This is a genomic window from Kribbella sp. NPDC049227 (genome assembly GCF_043197265.1).
Classification (GTDB): domain Bacteria; phylum Actinomycetota; class Actinomycetes; order Propionibacteriales; family Kribbellaceae; genus Kribbella.
The window spans coordinates 501,205-519,663 of record NZ_JBICST010000003.1; the positions used below are offsets into that span (position 1 = coordinate 501,205).

14 protein-coding genes are annotated in these 18,459 nt (G+C 69.5%); 11 read left to right on the forward strand and 3 right to left on the reverse strand.

The window, feature by feature from the left end; genetic code table 11:
- The first annotated feature begins 57 nt into the window (after positions 1–57).
- Together ACGFH6_RS14680 and ACGFH6_RS14685 are read left to right on the forward strand one after the other, a co-directional pair.
- Positions 58–810 carry a class I SAM-dependent methyltransferase gene (locus ACGFH6_RS14680; RefSeq protein ID WP_393383826.1) on the forward strand — a complete coding sequence of 251 codons (753 nt, stop codon included), beginning with the start codon at positions 58–60 and terminating at the stop codon, positions 808–810.
- Between the two features lie 280 nt (positions 811–1,090).
- Positions 1,091–1,510 (forward strand): DUF3040 domain-containing protein, encoded by a 420-nt coding sequence (locus tag ACGFH6_RS14685; protein WP_238163791.1) that lies wholly within the window; start codon positions 1,091–1,093, stop codon positions 1,508–1,510.
- Between the two features lie 259 nt (positions 1,511–1,769).
- On the opposite strand, the gene ACGFH6_RS14690 is transcribed toward ACGFH6_RS14685, so the two are convergent.
- From ACGFH6_RS14690 to ACGFH6_RS14700, 3 genes are read right to left on the reverse strand one after another with little or no spacing between them, the layout of a single operon-like run.
- Complete coding sequence (locus tag ACGFH6_RS14690) at positions 1,770–4,082, reverse strand: transglutaminaseTgpA domain-containing protein (protein WP_393383829.1); 2,313 nt, start codon at positions 4,080–4,082, stop codon at positions 1,770–1,772.
- A gap of 41 nt (positions 4,083–4,123) precedes the next feature.
- Positions 4,124–5,410, reverse strand: a complete 1,287-nt coding sequence (locus ACGFH6_RS14695) for a DUF58 domain-containing protein (protein ID WP_131351381.1) — start codon at positions 5,408–5,410, stop codon at positions 4,124–4,126.
- Between the two features lie 3 nt (positions 5,411–5,413).
- The gene (locus tag ACGFH6_RS14700; RefSeq protein ID WP_393384822.1) at positions 5,414–6,352 is read right to left on the reverse strand and encodes an AAA family ATPase; all 939 of its coding nucleotides are present in this window, start codon (positions 6,350–6,352) and stop codon (positions 5,414–5,416) included.
- Between the two features lie 542 nt (positions 6,353–6,894).
- Here ACGFH6_RS14700 and mraZ point away from each other — a divergent pair.
- The 9 genes from mraZ to ftsW all read left to right on the forward strand — a co-directional run bounded on the left by mraZ (position 6,895) and on the right by ftsW (position 18,451).
- Positions 6,895–7,326 carry a division/cell wall cluster transcriptional repressor MraZ gene (mraZ, locus tag ACGFH6_RS14705; protein WP_131514606.1) on the forward strand — a complete coding sequence of 144 codons (432 nt, stop codon included), beginning with the start codon at positions 6,895–6,897 and terminating at the stop codon, positions 7,324–7,326.
- Between the two features lie 365 nt (positions 7,327–7,691).
- Positions 7,692–8,657, forward strand: a complete 966-nt coding sequence (gene rsmH / locus ACGFH6_RS14710; protein ID WP_393383832.1) for a 16S rRNA (cytosine(1402)-N(4))-methyltransferase RsmH — start codon at positions 7,692–7,694, stop codon at positions 8,655–8,657.
- Positions 8,657–9,331 (forward strand): hypothetical protein, encoded by a 675-nt coding sequence (locus ACGFH6_RS14715; protein ID WP_393383834.1) that lies wholly within the window; start codon positions 8,657–8,659, stop codon positions 9,329–9,331. The genes rsmH and ACGFH6_RS14715 overlap by 1 nt, the downstream gene beginning before the upstream one ends.
- Before the next feature lie 373 nt (positions 9,332–9,704).
- On the forward strand, positions 9,705–11,696 hold the full coding sequence (locus ACGFH6_RS14720) for a peptidoglycan D,D-transpeptidase FtsI family protein (RefSeq protein WP_393383836.1): 1,992 nt from the start codon (positions 9,705–9,707) through the stop codon (positions 11,694–11,696).
- A 50-nt stretch (positions 11,697–11,746) separates the two neighbouring features.
- Positions 11,747–13,270, forward strand: a complete 1,524-nt coding sequence (locus ACGFH6_RS14725; protein ID WP_393383838.1) for a UDP-N-acetylmuramoyl-L-alanyl-D-glutamate--2,6-diaminopimelate ligase — start codon at positions 11,747–11,749, stop codon at positions 13,268–13,270.
- Positions 13,267–14,688 (forward strand): UDP-N-acetylmuramoyl-tripeptide--D-alanyl-D-alanine ligase, encoded by a 1,422-nt coding sequence (gene murF, locus ACGFH6_RS14730; protein WP_393383840.1) that lies wholly within the window; start codon positions 13,267–13,269, stop codon positions 14,686–14,688. The genes ACGFH6_RS14725 and murF overlap by 4 nt, the downstream gene beginning before the upstream one ends.
- Positions 14,685–15,761 (forward strand): phospho-N-acetylmuramoyl-pentapeptide-transferase, encoded by a 1,077-nt coding sequence (gene mraY / locus ACGFH6_RS14735; RefSeq protein WP_393383841.1) that lies wholly within the window; start codon positions 14,685–14,687, stop codon positions 15,759–15,761. The genes murF and mraY overlap by 4 nt, the downstream gene beginning before the upstream one ends.
- A complete protein-coding gene (gene murD, locus ACGFH6_RS14740) occupies positions 15,758–17,197 on the forward strand; it encodes a UDP-N-acetylmuramoyl-L-alanine--D-glutamate ligase (protein ID WP_393383843.1) in 1,440 nt (479 codons plus the stop codon). Before mraY ends, murD begins: the two co-directional genes overlap by 4 nt.
- 15 nt (positions 17,198–17,212) lie before the next feature.
- Positions 17,213–18,451, forward strand: coding sequence for a putative lipid II flippase FtsW (gene ftsW, locus ACGFH6_RS14745; protein ID WP_393383845.1), 1,239 nt, complete (start codon positions 17,213–17,215; stop codon positions 18,449–18,451).
- The last annotated feature ends 8 nt before the right edge of the window (positions 18,452–18,459 follow it).

Here is an 18,459-nt window from a genome sequence, read left to right on the forward strand (position 1 = left end):
TGGGAAGTAGGGTGTGGCGGACGTGGGGTGGTTGGTTGGGGGACTGCTAGGAGGGTCATGACGATGGTCGATCGGCGGCGGCGTTCGCTGCGGACGGCGCTGGTGGGCGAGGCTCTGCGGGTTGCCCTGGCAGGGCGGTCCCGGACCGATCCGGGTGCCGGGCTCGACATCGTCGACCTCGGTGGCGGCACCGGCGGATTCGCCGTACCGCTGGCCGTCGAAGGTCACCGGGTGACCGTGGTCGACCCGAGTCCCGACGCACTGGCGTCGCTCGAGCGGCGGGCGCGGGACGAAGGCGTGAGCGACCTGGTCCGTGGCGTCCAAGGCGATGCGGCCGAGCTGCCCGGCCTGGCCGGCGAGTCGAGCGCGGATGCCGTCCTGTGCCACGGCGTACTCGAGGTCGTCGACGATCCGGTGCAAGCCCTGCAGGCAATGGCCTCGGTACTGCGCGAAGGCGGCGTACTGAGCTTGCTCGTTGCCCAACGCAACGCTGTCGTCCTCGCGCGGGCCCTGGCCGGTCACCTGGCCGAGGCTCGGGTCGCACTGCAGGACCCGGACGGGCGCTGGGGTGCGCACGATCCGATGCCGCGGCGGTTCGACGAGGCCGGCATCATCGCGCAGCTGGCCGACGCCGGCTTCATGGTCCACACCGTGCACGGCGTCCGTACGTTCGCCGACCTGGTCCCGTCCGCTTTCGTCGACTCCGAGCCGGGCGCCGCCGACTCCTTGGCCGAGCTGGAGCGCGCCGCCTCCCAGCACCCCGCCTTCCGGGCGCTCGCCACTCAGCTCCACATCCTCGCCACCCGCTGACCACCCGGACGGCACGGGGCGTCCACGAGGTACGACCTACCGCCTCAGACGCCCGGGCGTGTCGGCGCTCACACAGATGCCCGGAACGCCCGAATGCGACGGAACGTGACGGGATGGCAACCGTAGGCTGGAACACGGTTTCGGCTGGTGGCGACGTGCCTCGGGAGCGTCCGTCGAGGCGGGGAGTTTCCGGACCGTGACGCGCTGGACAGGCGGCCAGGGTTTCGTGTGAGGCACGCGCGTCCTAGACTGATGGTGGCCTATCGAGATCGCGCTCACCATGGAGGGATCGACGGTGCCCCTCTCGGAAGAAGAGCAGCGCCAGTTCGAGCAGCTCGAACGCGCCCTCGCTGCGGAAGACCCGAAGTTCGTCTCCGCCATGCGAGGGACCAATGTGCGCTTGTATTACAAGCGCCGGGCAGTGCTTGCCGGCGTTGGATTCGTGCTGGGCATCGCAGTCTTGATGACCGGCGCGATCATCCCCAACACCATCATCGGAGTCATCGGCTTCGTCATGATGGTCGCCTGCCTCTACATCGCGGCGCTCAGCATGAAACGGATCAGCAACGCGGGGGACTCGGACGACATCCCGCCGCCGCCTCCGCCGTCGAAGCGGCATCGGACCAAACACGACTCGTCCGGAAGTTTCATGGAGCGTATGGAGGACCGCTGGCGGCGCCGCCGCGACGAAGACCTCTGACCGGCCGCCGCTCCGGCTGAGCGCGAGACCAGTCGGAGAACCACACCCGTGCCCTGGTGGGGCGGGTGTGGTTCTTTTTGTGCACGGTCTGGCTTGAGATCTGGCCCAGGTGGGCATCCACCTCTGCCGCGTACTCCGACATGGGTCGGCCGCGCACCCTGTAGATGGAGTGCACGGCCGAGGTCGTCAGTCGCGGCCGAAGCCTGGTTGTCAGGTGCGGCCGAAGGCCCGGTCGTCAGTCGCGACCGAGACCCGGCTGTCAGTTGGCGTGGCGTCCGCGGAGGACCAGGGACCTGAGCCGGGCGAGCAGAAGGTCGAACTCGTCCAGGAGGTCGGAGGCCTCTGTGCTGCCCCGGTTCAGGTACCAGCGCCAGGACGGTGGCAGCAGCCGCGCCCGCCAGCGGCGTACCTGCCGCGCCTGGGACCACAGCGCCTTGCGTACGGCGGCTGCCTCGGCGCGAAGGTCCGTGCTGGGGTTCACGTCACCGGAGTACCGCAGGGCCTCGATGCCACGGGCCAGCCGGAGCGCCTGCGGATGCGTCTCTGTCGGCAGTTTCGTCAGCAGCCAGTCGCCGGACTGGCGTGGCGTGGAGATCTCCGACCAGTCGAGACCGAGGTCCCGGGACGTGTCGCGGATCTCCGCCCAGAGTCCTTCGGCTCCGGACCGGCCTGGCGGCCGGGAGAACCGGCGGCGTCTTGTCAGACTGCGGATCAGCCACGGGATGCACAGCAACAGAATCACGCCCGCGCTGATGCCGATCGCCTGGCCGCCGCCGTTGGTGAACCAGTTGCCCTGGTCGAGGACCGCGACGCCGCTGTCGTTGGGCAGGTTGCGGTCGCTGTTCGGCTTGTCGATCAGTGGGTCCTCGGTGCCGCCCGGGGTGATCGGCGCGGTGCTCGGTGCCGTCGACGGGCCGATCGAGTCGGAGCCGGCGCCGACCGTCCAGCTCGGGGCGGCGGCCACTCGGGCCGGCGGGGTCGGCTCGAACCGGACCCAGCCGTAGCCCTGGAAGTACAGCTCGGGCCAGGCGTGCATGTCGTGCATCCGCACCGTGTACTGGCCGTCCTTGTCGGCCGTCCCGGGCAGGAACCCGATGCCGACCCGCGACGGGATGCCGAGGATGCGCGCCATCAGCGCCATCCCGGTGGCGAACTGCTCGCAGTACCCGGTCTTGTTCTCCAGCAGGAAGTCGCGCAGCGCCGGCATCCCGCTGCCGCGGGCGTTGTCGGTGCTGTAGGTGAAGCCGCCGCCGCTGCGGAACCAGCTCTGCAGCAGCACCGCCTCGTCGAACTGGTTGCCCTTGGCATCGGCAGTGACCTCGTTGGTGAGGTCCTTGATCTCCTGCGGGGTACGCCGCGGCACCCGGCTGGTGTACTCGTCCGGCGCACCGCCTTGGAGGGCGTTGTGCAACTGGTCCGGGTTGGGCTTGAGGTCGTACGCGCTCAGGTTGTACTTCTTGCCGCCGACGACCTGCCCGTTCGACGACACCACGTCGAGCGCGCCGGCGTCGTACCGCCAGTCCCGCTTGAGCGAGATCGTCCGCAGCGGATAGGGGACCGGGGCGAACTGGGACCGGAAGCTCCGGCTGACGTTGATCTCCATCTTGGTCTGCGGAGCCTTGCTCAGGTCGCCGTTGTACCCGGGCGGCGGCGAGAGTTCGCCGTCGATCTTGCGGTTCTCCGGCCGGGGCGCGATCCGCCAGGTGTTGCCGTCGAAGCTGTCGAGCGCGGTCAGCCGCAGGTAGCTGCCGCCGTCCGGACCGCCCTTGTAGGTGAGCGCGACCACGTTGTCGCCGCGCTTGAGGTTCTTGCCCATGTCCAGCATCGGGTCGGTCGACGAGATCGACGCCCCGACGCCGTTGCCGGGACCGCTGCCCGCCAGACCGTTGCCGACGACACCTTCCGGCAGGGCCGGCAGCAGCGCCGGCAGGAGTGCGGCGAGCGCAACCACGCTCAGACCGATCCGTCGGCCCGCCTGGCCGAGTGCGGACGCCTCGACCGGCTCGGCCGCGTCCAGGTGCGACACACCGGAGATCCGGCGGCCCCACCGGCTCAGCCTGCTGCGGCCCTCAGCCGACAGCAGCACGATGTAGCCGATCGCCGGCGGGATGAACAGCAACGCGGGCAGTCCGCCGTGCACGGTCGCGGCCGGCACGGTGTACATGATCAGGAGCAGCAGTCCGGCCCAGGCCGCCTGCCGAAGCTGCACGGCGACGACGTGGATCAGCAGACCGGTCGCGGAGATGACCGACACGGCGAACAGGGTCAGGTGCGAGTCCGGCGGCAGCGGCGCGCTGAACCGGTTGATCGAGTCCATCGCGTGGACCATCTGGTTGTTGAACTCGATCGCTGTCCCCTTCCACGGGAACAGCCCGAACTTCAGCGTGCTGTTCAGGAAGAACAGCGACAGCAGCTCGATCAGCACGAGGAGTTGAACCAGCGGTACGACGATCCGCGGGGCGCGCAGGTTCTGCAGCAGCACTCCGACGCCGGTGACAGCCGCGCACAGGAACGCGCTGATGAACAGGAACGGCCCCGAGAACACGGGCGTCAGCACGAGCGACCCCAACACGGTCGCTCCCCAAGCGGCGAGAGAGATCCTCACGTGACCGGTCATGCGATCCTTCCGCTCCGCAGCCCGAGGCCGGACCACACGGTGGGCAGGTGGTCGCCGCGCCGGACTCTGGCGACCCGCCAGCCGCTCCGGCGCAGTTCGTTCTCAGTGGCGTCCGCGGCAGCGGTCAGCCGGGCCGCCTTCTCGGTCGCCTCGGCGCCGACCGCCCAGCTGGCCGCGTCGAGCAGCAGCGCGACGCCGATGGCCTGGCTGGTCCGCCAGCGGTTCAGCGAGGTGACGTCCTCGGAGCTGCACGCGCCGAGGATCGCGATCACCAGGCTCGGGTCATGGGTATGCCGGTCGACGGTCAGCAGCGGACCGATCTCGGCGTACTTGTGTTCCTCGACGGTCGCGCACTCGGTCAGCAACTGCTGTGTGGTGAGCGGCTGGTGGACGGAGGCCGAGGTGCGGTGGGTGATCGCCGACAGTGTGGTCGGACCGCCGAGCATCGTGGTCGCGTAGCCGCGGCGGATCCGGTCGATGCCGACCGAGGCGGCAGCGCTGACGGCCCACTCGAGGCTGGAGGACGGGCCGTGGCCGTGGTGGGAGATGGTCCGCGCGTCCAGGAACATCGCGCACCGGCTCTGCCAGGGCTGCTCCTCCCGCCGCACCATCAGCTCGCCGCGGCGGGCGGTCGACCGCCAGTGCACCCGGCGGAGGTCGTCACCGTCGCGGTACTCGCGAACAGTCGCGTCCTCCTCGCCGGCCGACGCGATCGCCCGCGGCCGGTTCTCACCCGAACCGGCCCGGTCCGCACCCAGCCGGATCTCCGGCAGCCGGTAGACCCGCGGCGTCACCAGCAGATGCTGGCTGCGGGTGAACGTGCGGCTGGTCTCGACCAGACCGAACGGGTCGGCCACGGTCAGCATCAACGGCCCGACCTGGAACAGGCCACGGACGTCGGACTTGACCGAGTAGGTGACCGTACGACGCCAGTTCGGACTGACCCGGTCGACCACGAAGCGCGGCCGGTGACCCAGCACGTAAGGGATCCGGTCCTCGAGCAGGAGCAGACCCGCCGGCATCCGGCCTTGGTTGCTCAAGGCAAGCTCCACCGTCGCCTGCGTGCCCACCGGCACCTGGTCCGGCGCGAGGCTGCGCCGTACCTGCAGTCGCAGTCTGGTCCGTCCGACTACGAGCGCCGCGACCACCGGCAGTGCGACCAGCAGGATGCCGACGCGCAGCAAGTCCTTCTGCCCGAGCAGGAGCGCGCACAGCGACGCGGTGATGCCGGCCGCGACGAACGCCCGCCCTCTGGTGGTCAGCCCGCGCAGTGCCTGCCGCATGTCTCAGTCCCGACGAGTGCGGGGGAGTGCCACCGTGGACACCAACCCGGAGATGATGTCGGCTGCACCGCGCCCACCGAGATGCGCCTCAGCCGCAGGAAGAACGCGGTGCGCCAGCACGGGCACCGCGAGCTCTTGAACATCGTCCGGAAGCACGAACTCCCGGGAGTCGAGCGCCGCCGCCGCGCGGGCCGCGCGGATCAGGTGCAGGGTGGACCGGGGGCTCGCACCCAGCCGGAGCTCCTGCGATCGACGGGTCGCGCCGACCAGGGCGACGGCGTACTCCTTGACGCCCTCGGACACGTGCACCGACTGCACCGTCTTCACCAGCCGCAGGATCTGCTGGCCGTCCGTGACCGGTTGCAGGCTCTTCAGCGGGTCGTCGGCGGCGTGACCGTCGAGCATCCGCAGCTCGGCGGCCGGCTCCGGGTACCCCATCGAGACACGGGCCATGAAACGGTCGCGCTGCGCCTCGGGGAGCGGGTAGGTGCCTTCCATCTCGATCGGGTTCTGGGTCGCGATGACCATGAACGGCGCCTCGAGCTGGTACGTCGTGGTGTCGACGGTGACCTGGCGCTCCTCCATCGACTCCAGCAGCGCGGCCTGGGTCTTCGGCGAGGCACGGTTGATCTCGTCGCCGACCACGATGTTCGCGAACACCGCGCCGGGCTTGAACTCGAAGTCGCGGATCTCCTGGTTGAACACCGAGACGCCGGTGATGTCCGACGGCAGCAGGTCCGGGGTGAACTGGATCCGGCGCACGGTGCAGTCGATCGACCGGGCCAGCGCCTTGGCCAGCATCGTCTTGCCGACGCCCGGTACGTCCTCGATCAGAAGGTGGCCTTCGGCCAGCAGGACCGTGACGGCGACCTCGACCACGTCGGGTTTGCCCTCGATCACCTGCTCGATGGCCCGGCGGACTCGTCCCGCCACCTCGGCCAGTTCGTCGAAGTCCCCGGCTCCTGCCAGTGCCGAGCTGGTCGCGGTACTGCTCACCCTGAGTCCTCCCCATTCGTTGACGGCCGACACATTCTCACCCGCTGTAGGGGCCGGGCCTAGAGCATCGGAAGTTTCGTTACCTGGCGTTTCGGTGTTCATCGGCACAGGCCCTCACCGGCTGGGTCGGAAAGTCGTCCCTCCAAGCGTACGGGCGGCGAAAACAAACTGCCGGGGGTTACGACGGCTCCGGGCGCCGAATGGTTCATCCCGATGCGGAACGGAGTGGAAACAGCACCGAGTGGAGCGAAGGGGAGAAGCCCGGTGGAGGGGAGTGGAGGGGCCGGTGGAGCGAAGTGGAGGAGAGCCAGGCGCCTGACCAGGAAGCGACACGCGGGAACGCCGGGTGGGATTCGCGGCGCGGGTGGGGGGAAACGGGCGGAAGTTGGTTGACGGTGGTGGAAAGTGGAGTAAGGTGGAGCGCAGTGGAACCGAAGTGGTGGAAACAGCTCGCCTGAGACGGAGAGTCCGCAACGGGGAGGTGGAGCGTGTTCCTCGGAACTCACTTCCCCAAGCTCGACGACAAGGGACGACTGTTCCTGCCGGCGAAGTTCCGCGACGAACTGGCCGACGGCCTGGTGATCACGCGTGGACAGGAGCGGTCGCTGTCCGTGTGGCCCGAGCGCGAGTTCATCCAACTGACAGAGCAGCTGAAGCAGGCGCCGATCACCAACAAGGGTGCACGGGACTATCTGCGGATGCTGTTTGCCGGAGCCTCCAACGAGGTGCCGGACAAGCAGGGCCGGGTCACCATCCCGCCGATGCTGCGCGATTACGCCGGACTGGATCGCGACTGCGTCGTCATCGGGGCGATGAACAGGGTGGAGATCTGGAACACGGAGAACTGGAACAGGTACTCGCAAGAGCAGGAGCAGGCCTTCGCGGACCTCTCCGAAGAGGTATTGCCAGGAATCTTCTAGCTGAACAGTGGGCGAGCAGGACCGAGAGCACACCGACCGTCCGGTGAGATCACGGGTCCGACTTCCGACCTCAAGCCCTTGGCGCCACTTCCCCGGCGCCAAGACCGACGAGGTACTTCCCCGGAAGGCGTACCCGCGATCTGACCGGACGGTGTCACTCCAAGCACCGCCACCTCAGACACCCTCCACCCCGCCCCACCGCAGCACAGGTACGACGTACGACGGCGAACCGCCGGACCGGATCCGCGACATCCGGAGCGGCGACCAACCGGAAGGCCGGCCCGGACGGCAGGCCTGAAGGGCAGCACAGCAGTACAGAACCTGCGGGGGCAGGGTCGCTCCCGCGGCGACGGGAAGGGTCGAGGATGAACGCTGCGGAGCGGCATGTGCCGGTGATGCTGGAGCGCGTGGTCGCGCTGCTGGCACCGGCGCTCGCCCACCCCGGCGCGGTCCTCGTCGACGCGACCCTCGGCCTCGGTGGCCATTCCGAGGCGTTCCTGCGCAGCTTTCCCGACACGCAGCTGATCGGCTTCGACCGCGACCCCGCGGCGTTGCGCCTGGCCGGCGACCGGCTGGCGCCGTACGAGGAGCGGATCACGCTCGTGCACGCGACGTACGACGAACTCCCGCGGGCGCTCGCGGACCTCGGCGTACCTGCGATCGACGGGATCCTGTTCGACCTGGGCGTCTCGTCGATGCAGCTGGACGAGGCCGACCGGGGGTTCGCCTATGCGCAGGACGCGCCGCTGGACATGCGGATGGACAGCACCGGCCCGACCACCGCCGCCGACATCGTGAACACCTACAGCGCGGCGGACCTGGCCCGGATCCTGTTCCAGTACGGCGAGGAGAAGTTCGCCCGGCGGATCGCGGACCGGATAGTGCGGGAGCGCGAGACCGAGCCGTTCACCACCAGCGCGCGACTGTCCGAGCTGGTCCGGAACGCGATCCCGCAGGCTGCCCGGCGTACCGGCGGGCACCCGGCGAAGCGGACGTTCCAGGCCCTGCGGATCGAGGTGAACGGCGAGCTCGAGGTGCTCCGGCGGGCGCTGCCGGCGGCGCTCGCGGCGCTGGCGCTGCACGGGCGGATCGTGGTGATGAGCTACCAGTCCCTGGAGGACCGGATCACCAAGCAGACGTTCGCTGCCGCCACGAAGAGCGACGTACCTGACGACCTGCCGGTCATTCCGGCCGGGCACGAGCCGTACCTGAAGTTGCTGACCCGTGGCGCCGAGCGGCCGACCGAGGAGGAGGTCGCGGCGAACCCGCGGGCCGCCTCCGCTCGCGTGCGAGCGGCCGAACGTATCCGGGAGAAAGGGCTGGTGGCCTGATGAGTACTGTCTTCAGCCCGTCCAAGGCACGGGTCACGCCGGCGCCGGCCAAGCGGTCGGAGCCGAAGCTGCGGGTCGTCTACGGTGCACCGTTCCGGCCGCCGCGGATGCCGTTCGTCATCTTCGTGGTGTCGCTGCTGGCGGCCGGCCTGGTCGGTCTGCTGCTGCTCAACACCGAGCTGCAGAGCGGGACCTTCCACGTCACCGAGCTGAACAAGCAGGCCGATCAGCTGCGGGACCAGCAGGAGCAGCTGGAGAAGCAGGTCCGCACGCTGGAGTCGCCGCAGAACCTGGCCGACCGGGCGCTGAAGATGGGCATGGTGCCGAACCCGAACCCGGTCTTCCTGCGGCTGTCCGACGGGCGGGTGCTCGGGGTGCCGCAGGAAGGCAAGGCCGGGACCGGTGCGGCGATGTTCGGTCCCAGCGCGGCGCCGAAGCCGGCCGTCACGCCGAAGCCGCCCGTCGTCACGCCCAAGCCCCCGGCCGGGACGGTGAAGCCTCCGGCCGGCACGGTGAAGCCTCCGGCCGGGACGGTCAAGCCGGGGACGGTGAAGCCGGGTACGGCGACCGCACGGACAGGAACGGCCACGGGTAACAAGCCGCCCGCCACCACGAACTCCCCGCGCACCGGTACGACGACAGGGGCGCAGGGCACCACGACCACCGGGGGATGATCGGATGACGGACCGACGGGGCAGCGAGCCGCCACGCAGGCGTGGCACCGAGCCGGGCCGGGGCGGCACGCCCCGCAAGGCCCAGCCTCGCCGTCCGTCCGTCACCGACAGCAATCGCTCTACCCCACAGCGTCCCGAATCCACCCGAGACCGCCTCCTGCGCCAAGCCCGCGAAGAGCAGGAAGGCAGTGCTCCGCGCCGCCCCGCGCCGAGCGGGGACGGTGGTGAGCGGAAGCCCTCGGGGCGGAGCCGTGGCGCCGCGGACAGTGCGGGGCGCGCGGCTGCGCCGCGTAAGCAGGCCACGGGAGGGCAGAAGCGCACCGGAGCAGCCTCCGGGCGCCGCGGAGCCGAGGACGGCGCGGGGCGCGCGGCTGTGCCGCGTAAGCAGGCGGCGCGGGCCGAGAGCCCGCGTAAGGCGGGCGCCGGGCAACGCCCGGCGCCTTCGCGTGGCGCCGACGGTCAGCCGCGGAAGCGGCCGGCCAAGAAGGCCCCTGCCAAGAAGTCGGCCGGGAAGAAGAGGCCTCCGCAGAATCGGCCGGCTCCTCGGCCCAAGAAGCGGAAGGTCAAGCGGCCGCCGCGGACTTTGACGTTGGGGCGGCCGACGTTGCGGCTGCGGGTCACGTTCGGGGTGATGGCGTTCGTGCTGTCGCTGTTCGCCGGGCGGCTGGTGCTGCTGCAGGGCGTGGACCCGGACAGCTATGCCCAGGCGGCCAGCCGGGAGAACACCAAGCCGTTCCCCCTGTACGCCTCCCGCGGCGCGATCGTCGACCGCAACGGCGTTCCGTTCTCGGTCTCCGAGGACGCGGTCGCGATCACCGCGGACCCGACCCAGACCGGCCCGGTCGCGACGCAGCTGGCCGCCATCATGGCGCCCAAGCTGTCCGGTACGACGTACGACAAGCTCGTCACCGCGATGACCGGCAAGGGCCGGTACGTCCGTCTCGCCCGCCAGGTCGCCCCGCAGACCTGGAACGAGATCCAGGCCGCGATGAAGCAGCGCAACGCCGACATCAACGAGCAGAACAAGGCCAAGCCGCAGGACCAGAAGGCCCCGCTGCTGGCCGGCCTCTACACCGAGGACGACCCGGTCCGCAGCCACCCGAACGGCACCATCGCCGCGAACGTGGTCGGCGTGGTCGGCGGCGACGGCAAGGGGCTGTCCGGACTCGAGTACGGGCTGAACGACAAGCTGTCCGGTCAGGACGGCAAGGCGATGTACGAGGTCGACACCAAGGGCAACAAGATCCCGAACGCGAACCACACGGTCGAGGAGCCGAAGCCCGGCGTCGGCGTACAGCTCACCCTGGACGCAGACCTGCAGTGGTTCGCGGAGAAGCGGATCGAGCAGACGGTGAAGCAGTACCACGCCAGCGCCGGCACCGTGGTCACGATGGACGTGAAGTCCGGCGAGATCCTGGCGATGGCCAACTACCCGAGCTTCGACCCGAACAAGAGCGTCACCTCGCCGAGCCAGTTGAAGAACCCCGCGCTGGAGCGGACCTACGAGCCGGGCAGCGTGCAGAAGGTGGTCACCATGGCCGCTCTCGCCGACGCCGGCCTGATCGACCTGAACACCAAGCTCCGGGTCCCGGGCAGCATCGAGGTGCAGCGGCGCACGATCAAGGACCATTGGGACCACGGCACGCTGAACCTCACCATCGCCGGGGTGGTCGCGAAGTCGTCGAACGTCGGCACGATCATGGCCGCTCAGCAGATGCGGATCCCGCAGTTCGTGAAGTACCTGCACGACTTCGGTTTCGGCTCGCCGACCGGGCTGAACTACCCGGGCGAGAGCAAGGGCCTGATGCCGCCGGGTGACGAGTGGAGCGAGCTGACCCGCTCGAACGTCGCGTTCGGCCAGGGCCTGTCGGCGAACGCGGTGCAGATGACCGCCGCGGTGAACGCGGTCGCCAACGGCGGCGTCTACGTGCCGCCGAAGCTGGTCCGCAACTACGTCGACGCGAACGGCACCACCACGCCGAACCAGACCGCCCCGCCGCGCCGGGTGGTGAGCGAGAAGGCCGCCAAGGAGGTCGCCACGATGATGGAGGCGGTGACCGCGAAGAAGGGCACCGCACCGCAGGCGGCGATCGACGGCTACCTGGTGGCCGGCAAGACCGGAACCGCCCAGGAAGTCGACTCGGCCTGCGGGTGCTACCGCAAGTGGGCGACTTCTTTCGCCGGATTCGCCCCAGCCGACAACCCACGGTTCGTGACGTACGTCGTACTGCACGACCCGCTCGGTGCGCGGGGTGGTGGCTTCCAGGGAGGACCGGTGTTCCGAGACGTGATGAGCTACGCGCTGCAGAAGTACGTCGTCCCACCGACGGGGGCGAAGCAGCCCGACGTTCCCACCACCTGGTGACGCAGGGTCAGGTAGGAGTCACGGTGCCCGGAGCGGTAGCCTCTGGGCCCGTGTCCACCCCTTCCGCCGCAGGCGGCGCCGTCGCAGCGATCAGGCCACGGCACATCGTGCCGGTCGACCTCGCCGAGGTCGCCAGGGTCGCCCACGCGCGGACCCCGGCAGCGTCAGTCGATGTCACCGGTGTCTCGCTCGACTCGCGCTCCGTCCTTCCCGGCGACCTGTACGCCGCTCTGCCTGGAGCGATCACACACGGTGCAGCCTTCGTGGCAAAGGCGCAGCAGTCCGGGGCGGTCGCCGTACTGACCGACCCCACCGGCGAGGAGCGGGCGAACGCGACCGGTCTGCCGGTGCTCGTGGTCGACAAGCCGCGGGACGTGCTCGGCGCGGTCGCCGCACGGATCTACGGCGAGCCGACCAGTGAGCTGCGGCTGATCGGTATCACCGGCACCAACGGCAAGACCACGACCTGCTTCCTGCTGGACGCCGTACTGCGTCGGCTCGGTCAGGCGGCGCTGATCGGGACGATCGAGACGCGGATCGGCGACGAGGTGGTGAAGAGCGTCCGGACCACTCCGGAGGCGACCGATCTGCAGGCGCTGTTCGCCGTCATGCGGGAGCACGCTGTCGCGTGGTGCTCGATGGAGGTGTCGAGCCACGCACTGGCGATGGGCCGCGTGGATGGCGCGCGGTTCGCGGTCGCAGGGTTCACCAATCTCACCCAGGACCACTTGGACTTCCACAACACGTTCGAGGAGTACTTCGCCGCGAAGGCCTCGCTGTTCACCCCGGAGCGGTGTGATGTGGCAGTGGTGACCATCGACGACGAGTACGGACGCCGGCTGGCCGCGCAGACGGTCGTACCGCTGGTGACCGTGTCCACGACCGGCGAGGCCGACTGGACCGTCGCGAGCCGGCACCAGTCCGAGCACGGCACGACCGTTCTCGACATCCAGGGGCCGGGGGAGACGCTGACCGTCGAGATCGCGCTGCCCGGTGACTTCAACGTGGCCAACGCGCTGCTGGCGACCGCGATGCTGCGGCAGGTCGACGTACCGGCGGAGGCGATCGCGGCCGGACTGCGGACCGCGACCGTGCCGGGGCGGATGGAGACGTTCACCCGCGAGGACGGTCTGGCGGTGATCGTGGACTACGCGCATACGCCGGACGCGGTCGAGCTCGCGTTGAAGGCGGCGCGCGGCGCGACGAAGGGCCGGCTGTTCGCCATCGTGGGCTGCGGCGGCGACCGCGACGCGGGCAAGCGCCCGCAGATGGGCGCCGCGGCCGCGCGGGGATCGGACGTCGTCATCGTCACCGACGACAATCCGCGCAGCGAGGACCCGGCGGCGATCCGGGCCGCCGCGCTCGAGGGTGCCCGGCAGGCGGTCCCGGGCGTCGACCTGCACGAGATCGGTGACCGGAGGCGGGCCATCGCGACCGCGATCGAGCTGGCCGGACCGGGCGACACCGTCGTCGTACTGGGCAAGGGCCATGAGACAGGCCAGGACGTCGGCGGTGTGATCCACCCGTTCGACGACCGCCAAACCGTGCGTGAGTTGTTGGAGGCTGAGCGGTGATCGGAGTCAGGTGCGGTGAGATCGCCGAGGCGGTCCACGGCGAGCTGGTGGGTGTGGACCCGTCGGCCGTCGTCGACGGTGCGGTGGTGATCGACTCGCGAGCAGCCGCTCCCGGCGGGCTGTTCGTCGCCCTGCCCGGTGAGCGGGTCGACGGGCACGACTTCGTCGCTACGGCGTCCGAGGCCGGCGTCACCGCGTCACTCACGACGCGGCCGATCGACGGCGCACCCTGCATCGTCGTCGCCGACGCCCAGATGGCGCTCGGCGACCTGGCCCGGCTGGTGGTCAGCCGGCTGCCCGACCTCGTCGTGATCGCCCTGACCGGCTCGTCGGGCAAGACCAGCACCAAGGACCTGATCGCGCAGCTGATCCGCCCGTACGGCGAGACCGTGTCACCGGAGAACTCGTTCAACAACGAGATCGGTCACCCGCTCACCGCGCTGCAGGCGACCGAGAGCACGAAGTACCTGGTCGCCGAGATGGGTGCGCGTCACATCGGCGATCTGACCTACCTGTGCGGGATCACGCCACCGCGGGTCGGACTGGTGCTCAACGTCGGGACGTCGCACATCGGCGAGTTCGGCTCCCAGGACAACATCGCGCTCGGCAAGGGCGAAGTGATCGAGGCCGTCGTCCCCGGCGGTACGGCGATCCTGAACGCCGACGACCATCGGGTCGCGGCGATGCGGAGCCGGACGCAGGCACGAGTGCTGACCTTCGGCGAGGCGCCGGAGGCGGACATCCGAGCGGAGGGCGTCAAGCTCGACGCCGAGGGACGCCCCGCGTTCACCGTGCACGTCGGCGACTTCGCCGGCGAAGTGCAGTTGCAGCTCATCGGCGAGCACCACGTGTCGAACGCACTGGCCGCGGCGGCCGTCGCATCGGCCGTCGGCCTCACGCCCGAACAGATCGTGGCCGGGCTCAACTCGGCAGGCCGCGTGTCGGCGGCGCGGATGGAGCTGGTCGAGCGAGCGGACGGCGTCACGGTCGTCAACGACGCCTTCAACGCGAACCCGGACTCGACGCGGGCGGCGCTGAAGGCGCTGGTCGCGATCGGACGGTCCCGGGGCGCGCGGACCTGGGCGGTGCTCGGGGAGATGCTCGAACTGGGGGACACCTCGACCGAGGAGCACGACGCGATCGGCCGGCTCGTGGTCCGGCTGGACGTGAACCGGCTGCTCGTGGTCGGAGCGGGGGCCAAACCCATCCATCTCGGCGCGTCGCTGGAAGGCTCCTGGGGCAACGAGTCGGCGTACGTCGACACCATCCCGGAGGCGCTCGAGCTGCTGAGGTCCGAGCTGCGCCCGGGTGACGTCGTACTGGTCAAGTCCTCGAAGGCGGCGAAGTTGCGCAGCCTCGCCGATGCTCTGTTGGCCGGACGCGATGAGCAGTCCAAGTATGTAGGGGGCGCGCAGTGATCTCGATCCTGTTCGCCGGCGCCGTGTCGATGGTGCTGACCCTGCTCGGCACCCGGTGGGCGATCACCCTGCTGTCCCGGCGTGGCTACGGCCAGGAGATCCGCGACGACGGCCCGACCTCGCACCACACCAAGCGCGGTACGCCGACCATGGGCGGCACCGTCTTCATCATCGCCACCATCGTCGGGTACTTCGCGGCGAAGCTGTTCACGATGATCAGCGGCCACGGGAGCGCGCCGACCGCCTCGGCGCTCCTGGTGCTGTTCCTGTTCGCCGGCATGGGCGCGGTCGGCTTCCTGGACGACTTCATCAAGATCGTCCGCCAGCGCAGCCTGGGCCTGCGCAGCAAGGCGAAACTTGCCGGCCAGACAGTGATCGCCGTCGCCTTCGCCGTCCTCGCGCTGCAGTTCCCCGACGAGCGCGGCCAGCGTCCGGCCTCGCCGTTCATCTCGTTCATCCGCGACATCAACTGGCTGCACCTGGCCGGGATCCTGGTGGTGATCTGGATCCTGCTGCTGATCGCCGGCATGTCGAACGGCGTCAACCTGGTCGACGGCCTGGACGGTCTGGCCACCGGCGCGTCGATGATGGTGTTCGGTGCGTACACCCTGATCTGCATCTGGCAGTTCAACCAGAGCTGCGCGTCGTTCCCGACCGCCAAGTGCTACGAGGTCCGCGATCCACACGACCTGGCCGTGGTGGCCGCCGCTCTGACCGGCGCGCTGTTCGGCTTCCTGTGGTGGAACGCGTCGCCGGCGAAGATCTTCATGGGCGACACGGGCTCGCTGTCGCTGGGTGGTGCGCTGGCCGGGTTCGCGGTGATGACCCGGACCGAACTGCTGGTGCTGCTGCTCGGCGGGCTGTTCGTCATCGTCACCGCCTCGGTGATCCTCCAGGTCGGCTACTTCAAGCTGACCGGGGGCAAGCGATTGTTCCGGATGGCGCCGCTGCATCACCACTTCGAGATGCTCGGGTGGGAACAGGTCAACGTGGTGATCCGGTTCTGGATCATCCAGGGCCTGTGTGTCGTGATCGGTCTCGGGCTGTTCTACGCGGAATGGGTCGCCGGATGAGTCTCGAAACACGCACCTCCGACGGTTGGGCGACGACCCGGTTCGTCGTGCTCGGCTTCGGTACGGCGGGCTACGCCTGCGCCGACTCACTGCTGCAGGCCGGCGCCGAGCACGTCACGGTGCTGGACGATCGGGACAACGAGGCACTGCGCGAGAAGGCGCAGATCCTCGAGACCCTCGGCGCCGCCATCACCCTCGGCCCGGGCAGTACGGCGGAACTCCCGAAGGACGTCGACATCGTGGTGACGTCGCCCGGCGTCCCGCCGTACGCGCCGCTGCTCGCGCAGGCCGACGAGCGCGAGGTGCCGATCTGGAGCGAGATCGAACTGGCCTGGCGGCTGCGGGACCCGGCGAACGCCGCGCCGTGGCTGTGCATCACCGGGACCAACGGCAAGACCACGACCGTGCAGATGCTGACGGCGATGCTGACCGCTGCCGGCCACCGTGCCGTTGCCGCGGGCAACGTCGGCCTGCCGCTGCTGGAAGTGGTGATGGACCCCGAGCCGTACGACGTGATCGCGGTGGAGCTGTCCAGCTACCAGTTGCACTTCACCCACTCGATGTCCGCGCACTCGGCCGCCGTACTGAACCTCGCGCCCGATCACGTCGACTGGCACGGGTCGATGGAGGCCTACGCGAAGGACAAGGGCCGGATCTACGAGAACTGCCAGATCGCGTGCGTCTACAACGTCGCCGACCCGGCCACCGAGCAACTGGTGATCGACGCCGACGTGATCGAGGGCTGCCGCGCGATCGGCTTCACCCTCGGTACCCCGGGACTGTCGATGGTCGGCCTGGTCGAGGATCTGCTGGTCGACCGCGCGTTCGTCGAGCAGCGCCAGACGTCCGCGCTGGAGCTCGCGAAGCTCGAGGACATCACGCCGGCGGCACCGCACAACGTGGCGAACGCGCTGGCCGCGGCGGCGCTCGCCCGGGCGTTCGGCGTGCCCGCGACAGCGGTGCGGGACGGGTTGCGCGGGTTCACCCCGGACAAGCACCGGATCGCGCACGTCGCGGAAGTTGCCGGGGTCAACTATGTCGACGACTCGAAGGCGACCAACCCGCACGCGGCGCAGGCGTCGCTGCTGGCCTACGAGCACGTGGTCTGGATCGCCGGGGGGCAAGCCAAGGGCGCGACGTTCGACGAACTGGTGCTCGCGGCAAGGGAACGGCTGCGCGGGGTCGTGCTGCTCGGCCAGGACAAGCAGGTGATCGCCGAAGCACTTGCCCGACACGCACCGGATGTCCCGGTAATCACTGTCGAGGCAACGGACACTGGAGCCATGCAGATCGTGGTGGGGGAGGCGGCGAAGCTGGCACAGGTGGGTGACACCGTGCTGCTCGCGCCTGGCTGCGCATCCTGGGACATGTTCGCCAACTACGGAGCCCGTGGGGACGCCTTCGCCGAAGCCGTGCACCGGCTGGGCGACAACTGATCCGGGAGTGATCGCGTGACGTCGATCGCGGATCAGCCCAAGAAGGCGCAGGACGAGCGGCCGTGGCTGGCTGCCATCCGCGAGGTGCTCGACCGGCCCCTGACGTCGTACCACATCCTGCTCGGTGCGACCGGCCTGCTGCTGGTGCTCGGGATGCTGATGGTGCTGTCGGCGTCCAGCGTGCTGTCGCTGCGTGCGAACGGGAACAGCTACACGATCTTCGTCCGCCAGTTGATCTGGGTCGGCGTCGGCCTGCCGATGGCGTACGTCGCGTCCCGGATGACACCTCGGCACTTCCGCATGCTCGCGTACGTCGCGCTGCTCGGTTCGGTGTTCCTGCTGGTGCTGACCTACGTGCCCGGCCTGGGCGTCGGGGTGAAGGGCAACACGAACTGGCTAAACCTCGGTGGACCCCTGCAGATCCAGCCGAGTGAGTTCGCCAAGCTGGCGCTGGTGATGTGGTGCGCGGACCTGTACGCGCGCAAGGAGAAGTTGCTCACCCAGTGGAAGCACCTGTTGGTCCCGATGGTGCCGGTCTGCGGTCTGGTGATCGCACTGGTCGTCGGGCAGCACGACCTGGGTACGGCGTTGGTGCTGATGGCCGTGATGATCGGCATGATCTGGGTGGTCGGCGCACCGACGCGGTTGTTCATCGCGACCATCACCGTGGTCGGCACGATCGCGTCGTACTTCGTCATCACCGCGAAACACCGGATGGACCGCGTCTCGTCGTTCCTGGATCCGTTCACCGACCCGTCCGGCGTCGGCTGGCAGGCGTACCACTCGTTCTACGCGCTCTCGACCGGCGGCTGGTGGGGTGTCGGGATCGGCAACAGCCGGCAGAAGTGGGGCAACCTGCCGGAGGCGCACACCGACTTCATCTTCTCCGTGATCGGTGAGGAACTCGGCCTGTTCGGGTCGCTCACCGTGCTCGCCCTGTTCCTCACCCTGGCCTATGCCGGGGTGCGGATCGCGACCCGGAACACCCAGCCGTTCGTCCGCTATGCGGCGGCCGGGATCACGGTCTGGATCATGGCGCAGACCCTGGTCAACCTGGGTGCCGTGATCGGACTGCTACCCATCGTGGGGATTCCGCTCCCGCTTTTGTCGTACGGTGGTTCCGCACTGCTGCCGACGCTGATCGCGATCGGCATGCTGCTGTCCTTCGCGAAGGCCGAACCCGGCGCGCAGGCCGCCTTGAAGGAGACGAGGCGGTCGCGGTTCGGTTGGCTGCCTTCGCGGCGTACGCCCTAACGAGAACA

Coding starts and splice junctions, on each gene's coding strand:
- ACGFH6_RS14680 (WP_393383826.1), top strand. CDS start 58: ATGACGATGGTCGATCGGCGGCGGCGTTCGCTGCGGACGGCGCTGGTG.
- ACGFH6_RS14685 (WP_238163791.1), top strand. CDS start 1,091: ATGGAGGGATCGACGGTGCCCCTCTCGGAAGAAGAGCAGCGCCAGTTC.
- ACGFH6_RS14695 (WP_131351381.1), bottom strand. CDS start 5,410: ATGCGGCAGGCACTGCGCGGGCTGACCACCAGAGGGCGGGCGTTCGTC.
- rsmH (WP_393383832.1), top strand. CDS start 7,692: ATGAACGCTGCGGAGCGGCATGTGCCGGTGATGCTGGAGCGCGTGGTC.
- ACGFH6_RS14715 (WP_393383834.1), top strand. CDS start 8,657: ATGAGTACTGTCTTCAGCCCGTCCAAGGCACGGGTCACGCCGGCGCCG.
- murD (WP_393383843.1), top strand. CDS start 15,758: ATGAGTCTCGAAACACGCACCTCCGACGGTTGGGCGACGACCCGGTTC.